Here is a 14,086-nt window from a genome sequence, read left to right on the forward strand (position 1 = left end):
GATTATGGCATAACTTGAAGTGAATAAAAAGGTACTCAGGTTCTACCGTTTACAAATATAGGATTTGAGCAACCAAACAAAAAACATAGATATAATAAATCCGATTGTGGCACTTAGTAAAGCTGAAAGCAGTTGCTGATAAGGACGTTTTCCTTTTTCTTGTGCTTTTTCAATTTCATCTAATTGCTTTCCTTCGGTGAATGCCACAATTTCTTTGTACGTCATAATATCATTTTCTTTTTTGAACTTTTCTACTCTTAAAGCGTAATATATCGTAATTAAGAAAAGAATTCCCCAAACGATATATCCACAATATCCTAAAAATACTGCCAATGGCACAGCTGCAATGACAGTTAATATTAAAAGTACTGTAAAAATAGCTCCATCACGATTAAATTTCTGTATAGCTTCTTTGCTAATTTCTTCTTTCATAGTAGTAATATCTCCTTTGATTAGTTGATCAAGAGAGATGTGAAATGTTGAACTTAACAGTAGCAGGCTATGAATATCTGGATAACTTTTATCATTTTCCCAATTAGAAATAGTTTGTCTTGTGACATATATTTTTTCTGCAAGTTCTTCCTGAGATAAATTCATATCTGTTCGATATCTTTTTATCTGTTTATACAGTTCCAATGCGCGTCCTCCTTTTTACGTGTTTTTTCTCTCGACCTAGACATATCGTATTAAATGTTAGTAAATGATTCTATCAAAATGCTTTTACATAGAGTAAATTCAATAGTCAAAGGTCTTTTACATAGTAGAATGAGAGGTTATATCTATTGTGGAAATACTTTTACAGTAATTCTGTTGGTTCCTTTTTTGACAACCATATTATCATCTACTAGATGATTTTTTATATCTTCTATGTTCTGCTCAATCTCAGTGATAGTTTCTGCATAATTATCTTCGGCACTCAATTTATTCTTGGAGTTTTCCAGATTTTCTTTTATTTGCTTTACTTTAAGATAGGTGCAAAGTTTATTGTTGATAGCAGCGTTCTGAAAAGAAAATTTCACAGTAGAAGGGATAAACTCTCCATTTTCATCTCTTTCTGCTTCAAATTTCATATCTACTTGCTCATCTAATTTAAACAGTAAAGAAAGTACATCAGATACAGTTTCTATATCAAAATCCATGAATAGATTAATGCTGATGCCAAGAGCGTTTGTGATTTTCAGTAATTGATCCGGCTTTGGATTGCGAATACCATACTCATACTTTTTGATAGTAGCCGGATTTATGCCGGAAAGATTTCCCAACATTTCTTGTGATATTCCACGTATATTCCGATAATATTTGATTTTTTCTCCGACAGTCATAATGTTTCTCCTTTTTGTGCTTTGTGGGTATAGAGATAGTTTAGCACATTGGGACACATTTGTGTACAAAAATTTATGAAAAATACTTGACGAACACAAATGTGTACTATATAATACGAATTACAAGGAACACAAAAGTGTACTAAGATTAACGAGGAGGAGTTGCATGAAGGGTATAAAGGAAGCATTCATAGATGCAGGTGAGATAAGCCAGATGCTTGGTATCGGGATGACAAAGGCATATGCAATTATAAAGGAATATAATGTAGAGCTTGAGGCAAAAGGTTATTTCACCATGCGGGGCAAATGCCCACGGAAGTACTTTGAACAGAAAATCTATGGTTACAAAGATTATTACAATTCGGATTATGAGCCGCAGCGTAACCGGAGTAAGGTTGCAGAAGAAAAGGATTATGAAGCGGCAGTTGAGGATTCTGTGATAAGCAAACAGGATGAAGTTTAGAAAGGATGAAAAAGCAATGGTACAGATAAAAAGAGATTGGTTTGATGCAGCATTAGAAAACTACGAAAGGGGAGAAACGCATGGCAGATGGAAAGAGAAGATACAAGTCTGACAGGAAAGATTATAAGATTTCTGTAAAACTGTCGGAGAAAGATATGGATATTCTGAAAGCAGCACTTAAACGAACTGGAATAACAGCAAGTGCCTATATAAGAGAATTGATTCGGACAGGCGGCAACATAGATACAAGTTATCCTGAGGACAGGGCAAGAGCAATTCGTATCATAGCAGGTATTGCAAATAATATTAATCAGGCAGTAAAGCTTGGCAATTCACAGGGAAGGTTGTATTACAGCGATATTGACAAGTTACAGGATAGTCTGGATGATGTAAAGAAAACATTCGGGAGGTGTTGGGAGTATGGCGATTACAAAGATCCTGAATATCATGGAATCAGAGGGCAGAAATCCGGCATCGCATTTAAAGAATGCTTTGGAATATATCCAGAATCCGGATAAGACAGAAGAATGTGTACTGGTGGGCGGTATTAACTGCCTGCCGGATACGGCATTTGAGCAGATGGAAGAGACAAAGAATATATTTCATAAAACTGGTAAGAGACAGGGGGATCATGTGATCATATCATTTTCGCCGGAAGAAAAAGTAACGGCAGAGCAGGCAATGTATGTGTTGGAGCATTTTGCAAAGGACGTACTTGGTGATGATTATGAGGCTGTGTATGCGGTTCATACCGACAGGGAACATATGCATGGGCATCTGATATGGAACAGCGTAAGTATAACAACAGGCAGGAAATATAATTCGCCTAAGGGCAACTGGAAGAATCATCTGCAGCCGATTACAAATAAATATTGTGATGAGCTGGGACTTTCAATAATGCCTGCAGAGTATAGCAAAAATCCTAAGAACATCAGCAGAGACCAGTGGGAAAAGGAAATGTCGATGAAGGATATTATACTTCGTGATGCTAAGATGTGTGCGTATGCGGCAGGAAATGTAGAACATTTCAGCTATCAGATGAGAAGTCTGGGGTATGTGTTCAAGAAAGGTGCGTGGATGGAAGTGCAGGCACCAGGATTTAAATATTATCATAGTCTGGCAAAGATGGATGAAATGTTTACAGAGGATAGTATGATACATCATGTGGATATGCCTTGGATGACAAAGCCTTATTTTTATTCGTCGGATAGTAGAGGATTGCACAGGACGAAGCTATCACCATACCAGAAACGATTTTATGCAAAGCTATATAGGTTGAGAATTGTGGAGCAGAAACGATTTGTGGTTGGAGGGGCAAAGTATACGGAAGAATTGAAGAGGTTTCATCAGCTACAGGACGAGTATCTGTTGCTTGTGAATAATGATATCAAGGATGTTGCGGGACTTGTGAAGTACAGGAGTGAACAGCAGGAAAAGATGCGGCGGATTGAAGACAGACAGCAGGAGATATATAAGGAAAACTCCAGCAGGAAACGTAGGATTAAGACAGATGAGCAGTATCGGGAATATCAGGTGTGGCATGTGGGAGTGCAGGAAGAACTGGATGAGCTGAAAATGGAGAAAAGGAAAGTTAAGAAACAGCTACAGCTTATGGAAGGTATTATGAAAGAGGATTTGTATACGGCATATTATGCGGTATCGGAGGATGAAGAGATTGTTGGTGATAAGGAAATTGAGATACCGGGGATGGAAGAGGATATACTGGTTGAGAGAACAACGGAAGCAGTTGTTGAGCTTGATACAAATGTTGAGGTGATGAATCCTTACAATATTCAGAATGAAATAGGAAGACAGAAAGAGCAAACAGATAGTGCGAAAAAACAACAGACTGATTTAGATGGCATAGGAATATTAGAGATTTATAATTCGTTTGATGTGAATGTGACAAGAATGGATGAAAGTATAACTGATGTAACAAGTAGAAGTGGATTTGTGAAACCTGAAGAAAAAGAGCCTGTTGACAAAGTTGGCTGGATTGTCAGGAGGATATCAGAGCTTGGCGGTTATGAGAATATCAGTGATCCGGTTAAGGCAGATGTATTTGGATTTGATATTGCTGATGTAGGCGGCAGCATAAGGTTGTTCTCGGAAGTAATGAAAAGGCTGGAGATAAAGCTAGATGGAGACGGGCTTTATGAAGAGTTTCAGAGAATTTATGATGAAGCAGCTAGCAGAGATGTTGATAAAGGTAAGGCAGAAGATAAAATGCGGAATAGGGGCAGAGGAAGGTAATTCCTCTGCTTATTCTATAAATATAGGTTGGATAGGATCAGATGTATTATAGATTGAAAAAATCAATTTAAGATTGAATTAGAACAACTTAAATGATATACTAAAGAAGTAATAAATAGTTGTGATGATACGAAAGGGATTAGCAATGGCAATCAGATACAACAGATTATGGAAAAAATTAATAGATGAAAATATGATGAAGATAGACCTTAGAGAAAAGGCAGGAATTACCACAAATGCTTTGGCTAAATTAGGAAAGAATGAGCATGTAAATACACAGGTTCTGGAAAAAATATGTAATGTATTGCATTGCAATATACAGGATATTATGGAATTTGTTCCAGACGAGGAAAGGGAAGAAAAATAATATGGCGAAGAAGAAAACTGTTGAAAAGGCATTAAACATAGATAGTATTTTATTTAATTGTAGAGATTATTTACGTGCAGCGCGTAACTCTGGCTCATTTTTTGAGAAAAGGGATATGATGCTTACACTTGTATTCTTAAGATTTATTGGGGAAAAGTATGAGGATGGTGTTGAAAAACTAAAGCAGACGCTTAAAGAACAGGGATTGGATCCAGAGGATGAAAATATCAGAGCAGCATTCTTTGATGATGCTACTTTTGCAGATGGTACATATAATTTACCGCCAGAAGCCAGATGGTCAACAATTATCAATACATCTGCTCCTAAGTTAAATGTTGCATTAGATACAGCATTACAAAGACTTGAGGAAGAGGATCCACAATTAAAAGGATGTTTTGTAAAAGGTACATTTACAGCACGTAATCTGGCTGCGAATGATATAAAGAAGATTGTTGATGAAGTAAATAAAATTAGTCATAAAGCGTTTGGGGAGGAAAAGGATCTTATCGGACGTGTGTATGAATATTTTCTTAAAGAGTTTGCGGTAAATGCTACAAAAGAGGAGGGAGAATTCTATACACCTCATGATGTAGTACAGCTTATTGCAGCAATGATTGAGCCATATGATGGAACTTTATATGATCCTTGCTGTGGTTCAGGAGGAATGTTTATCCAGAGTGCTGAACTTGTTAAGTCAAAGCAGGGAAATTTAAATGGTATCAATGTATATGGACAGGAAAAAGAACCGGCTACATATCGCCTTGCTAAAATGAATTTAGCGTTGCGTGGGATTAGCCATAATCTTGGAAATGAAGCAGATTCATCATTTACCCATGACTTGCACAAGGGATTGTACTTTAACTATATTATGGCAAATCCACCGTTCAATCTTAAAGGTTGGTATAACGATAATTTAAAAAATGACCCTCGCTGGAATAATTATCAGACACCACCAGAAAGTAATGCAAATTATGCTTGGATTCTTCATATGCTTTCGCATTTAAAACCGACAGATGGAGTGGCAGGATTTCTTCTTGCAAATGGAGCATTAAATGATAGTGATATATTGGAAATCCGTAAGAAACTGATTCAGAATGACAAAGTGGAGGCAATTATAGTTCTTCCAAGAGAATTGTTTATCACTACAGATATCAGTGTAACGCTTTGGATATTAAATCAGAATAAAAAGGGTGGAAACTATCACGGTAGAAAACTTCGTAGTCGTGAGCACGAAATCTTGTTTATGGATTTGCGCCAATGGACAGAAAATCCAGTAAAAGGCGAGAGTAAAAAGAAAGTTCGTTTGGTTACAGAGCAGATTGAGAAGGCTGCTGCTATATACCATACATGGCAATCTGAAGGTACCGATGGTGTAAATTATGAAATACCGGAACTTTATCGTAGTGTAGGTATTGACGAAATAGAAAGTAAAGGCTGGGCACTTACACCAAGCAAATATATTGAGTTTATTGACCATGATTTAGATATTGATTATGAAAAGGAAATGACTCGCATTCAATCTGAGATGAAAGATATATTAAAGCAGGAAAAGAAATCCCAGCAAATGCTGGAAGAGGCATTTAGGGGGATTGGTTATGGGATTGATTAAATATAAAATTGGAGAATTGATAGAATTAGTACAAGAAATTAATTCAGAATTGAAATATGGTCCTGATGATGTAAGAGGAATGACGATTACAAAAGAAATCATTCCTACAAAAGCTGATGTATCAGGAACAGACTTATCTAAATTCCTTGTAGTCCATCCGAGAGAATTTATTTATAATCCTAGAACTCACGGAAAAAGAATTGGATTTGGCTACAATAATAGTAAAGAAAACTTTATTATTAGCTGGAATAATATTGCTTTTAGAGTGAAAAAATCTATGGAAAATATTGTTTTGGCAGATTATCTTTTCTTGCATTTTAAACGTGATGAATGGGATAGAGAAGCTTGCTTTCAGTCTTGGGGAAGTTCAACAGAAGTTTTTTCATGGGAATCATTATGCGATATGACAGTTGATTTGCCTAATATTTCTGTTCAAAAAAAATATGTTGATATTTATAATACTATGCTTAAAAATCAAGGAAATTATGAAAATGGTTTAAACGATTTAAAACTATCATTTGAAGTATTAATTGATAAATATAAGCATAAATCGAAAAAGAAAAAGATAAGTGAAGTTTTCAAAGAAGTCGATTGTAGAAACATAAATAGTGAGATAAAAGATGTTCAAGGAATAAACATTACTAAACAATTTATGCCATCTGTTGCAAATATAAATGGGGTTGATTTATCTAAATATAAGATTGTAAGAAAGGGGCAATTTGTCTTTTCTGGAATGCAGACAGGAAGGGATAAATGTATTAGAATAGCACTTTTTGATAAAGATGAACCAGTAATCATTTCACCGGCATATACGGTCTTGGAAATAAAAGATAATAGTGTTTTGGTGGAATATATAATGATGTGGTTTTTGCGTAAAGAAGTTGATCGACTAGGTTGGTTTATGAGTGACGGAAGTATACGAACAAATTTAGATATGGATCGTTTTTATGAAATTGAAATACCAGTACCGGATTTAAATGTTCAAAAATCAATTGTTCAAATATATAACGCATATAATGAACGCAGAGATATTAACGAAAAACTTAAAGAACAGATAAAAGATATTTGCCCAATACTAATTAAAGGTTCTATAGAAGAGGCGAGAAAAGCAAAGGAGGCATAAGCCTATGGCTAGATTAAAAGAATACAATGGTCATTATTGTGAATCAGAATACGAATATGCCTTTATTGGCTTTTTAGAAACAGAGGGATGGAAATATACTTCTGGAAATAAGCTTTCTCGTGTTACCAAAAGAGATGTGTTGATAGAGGATGATTTCAAGAAATTTATAGCAGATGGAAATCTTGATTTGACAGAAGATGAAGTGACACAGATCTATGATACTGTTCGTCTTGTGGGTGCAGAGAGTGATTTTGCAACATTGCATAAGGTATACAACTGGTTGGTGGATGGTATCCAATTTACTCCGAAAGATGGTATTGCAAGAATGATACCGCTGATTAACTTTGAAAAGGATGGTGTTAAGAATGTCTTTCGAGTGGTGAATCAGTTTACAGTAGAATATACAAATAATGGTCAAAAAGAGAACCGCAGACCGGATGTAATTCTTTTTGTGAATGGTATGCCATTATGTATTATGGAATTGAAGAACCCTGCTGATGCAAATGCGACTATTTATGATGCTTGGGAGCAGATTAATATTCGTTATTGGAGAGATATACCTCATTTGTTGCATTACTGTCCTTTAGCTTGTATTTCTGATGGAGTTAAAACCAGATTAGGAACAGTTCGCACACCATATGAACATTTTTATGCCTGGAGACGTGTTAATGATGGAGATGCTGTATCAACACTTCCATTTGCTGAAACAGAAACTATGATTAAGGGTGTTTATTCTCCTGAGCGTTTTTTGGAAATATTTAGAGATTACATTTATTTTCAGGATAGTATTTATGATAGTGATGAAGTGGAAATTGTATGCCGTTATCCACAGTTTTTTGCTGCGAGGCTTCTGAAGCAAAGCATTGTAGATTCTGTTGTTACCAAGAGTGGAAGAGGCGGTACATATTTTGGGGCTACGGGATGTGGTAAGACTTATACGATGGCATTTTTGGCACGTCAGTTGGCATTACGCTGTACAGATATCTCAGAGATAGGTTCTCCAACGATTATATTGATTGTCGATAGAGATGAATTGCAAAAACAGGGGGCGAAGCTTTTTACAAAGAGTACAGAATTCCTTAATCTTGGAGAGGTTTCTGTTGTTAAGAATAGAACACAACTAAGACAGGAACTTGGAGCAAGACAAAGTGGTGGATTCTATATATGCACTATTCAGAAGTTTTGTGATAGGGAAGATGACAAAATAGGTCTTATCAATGACAGACAGAATATTATATGCTTCTCTGATGAAGCACATAGAACTCAGCTTGAACACTCTAAAAAAATTCAATTCAGTAAAGATGCGGATGCGAATATGAAAGCTATGGTATCAAAGCCATATGCAAAGGTGTTAAAAGAGGCATTTCCACAGGCTACATTTGTAGGATTTACAGGAACACCTATTGCAGAAACATATCAGACTTTTGGTGATGAAATTGATAGATATACGATGGATCAGGCTGTTGCAGATGGACTTACTGTTTCTATTAAATATCATCCTCGTATTGCAAAAGTATTACTTGATAAAAACAAGGTAAAAGAGATTGAGGACTACTATAAAAAGTGTGCTGATGATGGTGCTACTTTTGAAGATGTCGAAGCAAGTAAGAAGGCAATGAGTTCTATGGAAATAATTCTTGGGGAACCTTCCAGATTAGAGCGTCTTGCTACAGATATTCATAATCATTATGTTTCAGCCTGTGATGCAGATCCGAATAGAATACAGAAAGCAATGGTGGTTTGTTCTAATAGAAAGATTGCTTATGCTTTATTGTCGAAATTTAAAGATAAGTATCCTGAATGGTTTGAAGAAAAGAAAGTGCCGGATGGTACTGATGGAACAGATGAAGAATTAAATGAATTGAAACCTATGCCACTTATTGCAATGGTATCTAGTGTTGGAAAAAATGATGAGCAGGATATGTATAACTATCTTGGTGGCGTTAAGAATGATAAACGTTCCGAAGAGTTAGATGCTGCTTTTAAGCAAGAAAAGTCAAACTTTCGTATAGTTATTGTTGTAGATATGTGGATTACTGGGTTTGATGTTCCGTGTCTCACATATTTATACAATGATAAACCATTAAAAAAGCATTTGTTAATACAGACCATAAGCCGTGTAAACAGAAAGTATCCAGGAAAAGAGTATGGTATGGTGATTGATTATATAGGAATCCGTGATAATATGCGTGAAGCCATGAAATTATATGGCGGAAATAGCTCGGTTGCACCAACTTCTGATGATGTTGAGCAGGCTACATCGGTATTTAGGGAAGAATTGGAAGAGCTAAAAAATATGTTTATAGGCTATGATTTAACACCATTTATAAATATGGAATGCAATCCGATTGACCGATACAGGCTTCTTGCCAAAGCAGCAGAATATGTTTTTGTATCAACTCAAGAGTTGCAGTCAGAAGGAAAAAATGGTTCTCAGACAGTATCTTTTAAAACATATTTTCTGAAGACTGTTAAATCTATGAGAATGGCATTTGATATATGTCAGCCTTCAGGGTATCTTGGAGAAGAAGAATCTGCTTTGGCACAATGCTTTATGGCAATAGCAGGTTTTGTCCGTAAAATGTGTGGAACAAGTGAAGTGGATACTGACAGTATGAATCGTGCAGTTTCTAAGATGGTGGAGGAAGCATTAAAATATAATCAGGTTGAGAGCATTCTTGAGAGTGGTGAGGAAGAGGATATTTTTTCACCAGAATATTTTGAAAAGTTATCTGACGTTAAGATGCCGGCAACTAAGCTCGAACTTCTTGTCAAAATGCTTCGTAAACAGATTAAGGAATATGGGAAAGTTAACAGATTAGCTGCAAAGACATATCAGGAAATGTTGGAAAAGACTATTGCAGAATACCATGAGAGACGTAAACATCTTTCTGCGGAAGAAGCAGGTGAAGCACAGGAACAGGTTTCAGAAGATATTATTAAAATTGCAACAGAGCAGGCGTTAGCTATTCTAAGAGCAATGAATGAAAATAGAGAAAGCTTTCGAAAAATAGGACTTACTTTTGAAGAAAAGGCATTTTATGATATTTTGATTTCTATGCGTGACCAATATGATTTTGAGTATGGAACGGATAAAGAGGTCGATGGTATTGTAATCAATGATAAGTGCAAAAACTTGGCAATAAAGGTAAAGGAAATCATTGATACAAAATCTTCTTTTGCTGATTGGCTTAACAATCAAAATGTAAGAGATCAGTTGAAATTGGAAATAAAGATTTGTCTAGTTAAGAATGGTTATCCACCACAATATAGCCCGGAAGTATTTAAGAAAGTTATGGAGCAGGTGGAGAATTTTGAGGAGCATTCAGATGTATCCGCTTCAATTGAAGAGTACAAAGGCTCTAATAGACATATATATGATTATATTTCAGAAAATAGTATGTTGCGAGTTGCTGAGGAGTCTATTCCATATGGATATAAAAAGTAGTATTATACTATTATCAAGTGACAGATTAATAATAGCTTTTGCCTTATAGAAATAGCTATAAGGGTTTTACGTATTCTATGTCAAGAATATTCTTGAACAGAATTAATAGCATACAGTTGATGATATTAAGAATTATATTGTCCATTGTATGACCTCCTATTACCAGTGAATTAAAGTAGCTGTTAATAATATTATACAATACATCGTATTTGGAGGATGGTAGAGTTCCTTGCGAAAGCAAGGTCCAATTGATTTTAATGCTTACTGATATTTGATATCTACCGGTCGTTAATCAGTAAGCTTTTAGGAGAAAAAATGAGCAAACAAATATACAAAGATAAATTCTATACTCACTTTGATAAAAAGAAATACCATACTAACTATGAGCAAAGTGTTCAAAATATTAATTGGGTTAGTAGGCACGGTTTTTATCCGTTTATCCACTTTCAAATGGATTGCAGCAAATACACAAATGATTTAGAAGGAAATAAGTTTATTAAAGAAAAAAATCGGGATATATACTATGCAGCACACATTGACAGATTTATTTATGAGTACTATGGAAATCGTCTTAATAGCAAATATAATAATTATATGAAGTCAAAAGGAATAGGTCGTGTTTCAACAGCATATAGAAACTGCTCACCAGGAAAATGCAATATTGATTTTGCAAAAGAAGTGTTTGAGTATATTGCTAAATGTGAATCAGCTTATATTTTTGTTGGTGATTTTAGTAAATTTTTTGATAATCTTGATCATAGATATTTAAAGGAAAAAATTAAATGTGTGGTTGGTGAAAAGTCGTTGGATGTAGCTGATTATGCAATTTATAAGAATATTACAAAGTTTACATATGTTGAAGCTGAGGATATAGAGGCTGAAAAAGGGTTATTTAGAAGAGATATGCGTGAGTTGGATAAATATTTTGAAACAGATGAATTTCATGATTTTAAAAAGAAGTATCTTCATAAAAATAGTAAAGATTATCAGATTCCGCAAGGTTCATCTATAAGTGCTGTATATGCTAATGTATATATGATAGATTTTGATAAAAGAATTAATGATTTTATTACTTCTCAGAAAGGAATATATAGAAGGTATTGTGATGATATAATAGTTGTTATTCCGATGACCCATAACGAGATAAATTGTGGAAGAAATGAGGAAATTTCAAAATTTATATATGATACCAGAGATGGTATTCCTAATTTAAAATTAAATGAGGATAAAACAGAGCATTTTTTTTACAATAATGGGAAAATAGAAAAAATAAAGGGGCAAAGTAACCTTATAAATTATCTTGGTTTTACATTTGATGGTAGAATTGTTCATATAAGGGATAAAAGTTTATTTAAGTTTTATTGTAGAGCATATAGAAAAATTAAAAGAATTAAAGAGAACACGGATGAAAAATCGTTTAATGCTGGAAAGAAAGCAATTTATCATTCGTATACACATTTAGGGGCAAGTAAGTATTCTAAGGATCATGGGAATTTCTTAACATATGCATATAAAGCGGATGAGATATTTAGTCAAAGTAAGGTGCTTGAGAGTGGTATTCGGAATCAGGTGAAAAGACATTGGTACAAAATTGATAGTAAATTGAAGGAGTAATATCAATGATAAACGTCTATACAGAAAAAAAGAATTTAAAGGATTGGATATTTCAGAATGACCTATATTTTAACCTGAATACAGGCAATGAAGAGATGTCACAAAAAGAAATTGATTTGATTCAACAAGTGGATGCGGCTAAGCTGACGCCAGATAAGCATATAGAAACAAAATATGGCTTGGGTACAATTCGAAATTTATCATCAGGTTGCAAGACATTACTTAATATTATAAAGCATCCTGATAAAGTGGTAAATGTTGAGGAATGTGGACCGAATGTACTTAGAATACTTTTTACTATGGATAATATTAAGATTTATATGTCAAGACCAACGCTTTTTGATATTCCGGATGATGCCAAAATCAGATTTAATGATTCTGATATAGTTATCGGTGGCAGAGGTTATAATGCATGGTGGAGTAATGAATATGAAAGGAGAGAGGCAGATGATTTATAAAAATGTTAGATTCAAAGCTGATCCATTTTCATACGATTTGGAATTTGATGACAGAATTACACTTGTTGGTGGAGACAGTGGTACCGGGAAAACAGTACTTTATGAAATGCTTGAAGATATAAGATTGACAGACGAATACAAGGCTATCAAGCTGTTTAATTATAAATCAGATGATTTTTTAGTGGCAATCAAACAGTGCAGAGATAGTTTTATTGTGATAGATAATGCAGATTGTTTGATTAATGATGATGTTAGGAGATTTATTAATTTTGAGTTATCAAATCAGTATATGCTCTTCTTGCGAAATTGTGACGGACTTAATGTGTCTGATAAGAGCTTTAAGGTGTTGAAGTTTGATAATAATAGGATAACACTAGAAGAGGAGTTGTGATATGAGATATTTATGGGCAGAGGATACTGGTGCAGGACTTCACTTCTGGAAATTAGTTAATCGGCTTTTCTCTGACAATGAACTTGTAGTTGAGAGTAAAGGGAGCAATCAGGGATTATTGGATGCATTAATAGACTTGGATATTAAAGATGACGATAAATACTATATTGCATTTGATTATGTGGTTGACAATCAAGACATTCGCAATAAGTATCGTATGTTGAAATCAATAACAGATAAGTCGGAAGGAAAGATTGTAATTCTGGATATGATTTGTTTTGAGTACCTGATTCTTGCATTTGATAAGTTGGTAGAATGGACAGGCACTGGAAAGACCGATAAAATAAAAATCCGTGATAAAGTTTTGGCGGCAGTTGAGAATCACAGAATAGATTTATCAAGGATTGATGATAAGAAAACATTACAGTACATAGCTGGATTTAAGAGATATTCTACAGAACGTGTGATGAAGTCATTGGTTGGTGAATTTACACAAAATGAAAAGTGGTCTGTTAAAGGGACTCTTATGGGTGAATGCTGGTATAAAGATTGTTGTGTGTCAGAGCATACGGATAATCTTAGGTGTGGTAAGCCTGAGGTTGAAGGTGGGGATGAGAAGATGAGGATGCTGATACGGTCAGAGGAAGTACAAAGGATAATGAGAGATATTACTTTGAAAGAATAGTTTAATAAGACTATATTTTTCGTAATGCATAATAAATGATACATTAATAAGACAAATTTTTATCTGAAGAGCAAAGGGGAATGTGAATGCAGGAAACAGTTGGTATTTTGAATAGAGAACAATTTATTGATTCGGTGTAAAGTAGGAAGAAGATACAAGAATTGGGAGAAGGTGAATAGTAAATGGATTTGGCAGCAGCAATTGGGATGATTAGTTCTTTAGTTACCTTAGAAGAGGCGGGAAGAAGCTGGGTGTTAATTATAAAAGACAAATTAAAGAGAAAAGAGATTGACATTAATAGTAAACGGTAGAACCTGAGTACCTTTTTATTCACTTCAAGTTATGCCATAATC

The 14,086-nt window shown here is 34.6% G+C and carries 14 protein-coding genes; 12 read left to right on the top strand and 2 right to left on the bottom strand.

The genetic code is table 11. The annotated features are described in order from the left end of the window. Nucleotides 1-42 precede the first annotated feature (42 nt). Together DXD02_RS15055 and DXD02_RS15060 are read right to left on the bottom strand one after the other, a co-directional pair. The gene (locus DXD02_RS15055) at nt 43-636 is read right to left on the bottom strand and encodes a helix-turn-helix domain-containing protein (RefSeq protein ID WP_118667079.1); all 594 of its coding nucleotides are present in this window, start codon (nt 634-636) and stop codon (nt 43-45) included. Nucleotides 637-779: 143 nt separating this feature from the next. Next, nucleotides 780-1,322 (bottom strand): helix-turn-helix domain-containing protein, encoded by a 543-nt coding sequence (locus DXD02_RS15060; protein WP_118667080.1) that lies wholly within the window; start codon nt 1,320-1,322, stop codon nt 780-782. Between the two features lie 166 nt (nt 1,323-1,488). Between DXD02_RS15060 and DXD02_RS15065 the strand changes: the two genes are divergently transcribed. From DXD02_RS15065 to DXD02_RS15980, 12 genes are all read left to right on the top strand, one after another. Further along, nucleotides 1,489-1,785 (top strand): hypothetical protein, encoded by a 297-nt coding sequence (locus DXD02_RS15065; RefSeq protein ID WP_243038378.1) that lies wholly within the window; start codon nt 1,489-1,491, stop codon nt 1,783-1,785. 80 nt (nt 1,786-1,865) lie between these two features. Continuing rightward, nucleotides 1,866-2,303 (top strand): plasmid mobilization protein, encoded by a 438-nt coding sequence (locus DXD02_RS15070; protein WP_243106629.1) that lies wholly within the window; start codon nt 1,866-1,868, stop codon nt 2,301-2,303. Further along, the gene (locus DXD02_RS15075; RefSeq protein WP_118667081.1) at nt 2,206-4,038 is read left to right on the top strand and encodes a relaxase/mobilization nuclease domain-containing protein; all 1,833 of its coding nucleotides are present in this window, start codon (nt 2,206-2,208) and stop codon (nt 4,036-4,038) included. The genes DXD02_RS15070 and DXD02_RS15075 overlap by 98 nt, the downstream gene beginning before the upstream one ends. A gap of 145 nt (nt 4,039-4,183) precedes the next feature. Further along, a complete protein-coding gene (locus DXD02_RS15080; protein WP_118351286.1) occupies nt 4,184-4,405 on the top strand; it encodes a helix-turn-helix domain-containing protein in 222 nt (73 codons plus the stop codon). A gap of 1 nt (nt 4,406) precedes the next feature. Then, a complete protein-coding gene (locus DXD02_RS15085; RefSeq protein ID WP_118667082.1) occupies nt 4,407-6,014 on the top strand; it encodes an N-6 DNA methylase in 1,608 nt (535 codons plus the stop codon). Then, entirely contained in the window at nt 6,001-7,137 is a 1,137-nt protein-coding gene (locus tag DXD02_RS15090; protein WP_118667083.1) for a restriction endonuclease subunit S, read from the top strand. The genes DXD02_RS15085 and DXD02_RS15090 overlap by 14 nt, the downstream gene beginning before the upstream one ends. Before the next feature lie 4 nt (nt 7,138-7,141). Beyond that, a complete protein-coding gene (locus tag DXD02_RS15095) occupies nt 7,142-10,585 on the top strand; it encodes a type I restriction endonuclease subunit R (RefSeq protein ID WP_118667084.1) in 3,444 nt (1,147 codons plus the stop codon). 315 nt (nt 10,586-10,900) lie between these two features. Continuing rightward, nucleotides 10,901-12,199, top strand: coding sequence for a reverse transcriptase domain-containing protein (locus DXD02_RS15100; RefSeq protein WP_118667085.1), 1,299 nt, complete (start codon nt 10,901-10,903; stop codon nt 12,197-12,199). Nucleotides 12,200-12,204: 5 nt separating this feature from the next. Then, complete coding sequence (locus DXD02_RS15105; RefSeq protein WP_118667086.1) at nt 12,205-12,657, top strand: DUF4869 domain-containing protein; 453 nt, start codon at nt 12,205-12,207, stop codon at nt 12,655-12,657. Then, nucleotides 12,647-13,048 (top strand): ATPase, encoded by a 402-nt coding sequence (locus tag DXD02_RS15110; RefSeq protein WP_118351276.1) that lies wholly within the window; start codon nt 12,647-12,649, stop codon nt 13,046-13,048. Before DXD02_RS15105 ends, DXD02_RS15110 begins: the two co-directional genes overlap by 11 nt. Before the next feature lies 1 nt (nt 13,049). Beyond that, on the top strand, nt 13,050-13,733 hold the full coding sequence (locus tag DXD02_RS15115) for a hypothetical protein (RefSeq protein ID WP_118667087.1): 684 nt from the start codon (nt 13,050-13,052) through the stop codon (nt 13,731-13,733). A gap of 182 nt (nt 13,734-13,915) precedes the next feature. Then, a complete protein-coding gene (locus DXD02_RS15980; RefSeq protein WP_279220347.1) occupies nt 13,916-14,044 on the top strand; it encodes a hypothetical protein in 129 nt (42 codons plus the stop codon). Nucleotides 14,045-14,086: the final 42 nt, after the last annotated feature.

It is taken from the genome of Blautia sp. TF10-30 (genome assembly GCF_003481245.1).
In the GTDB taxonomy this organism is placed as follows: domain Bacteria; phylum Bacillota; class Clostridia; order Lachnospirales; family Lachnospiraceae; genus Fusicatenibacter; species Fusicatenibacter saccharivorans.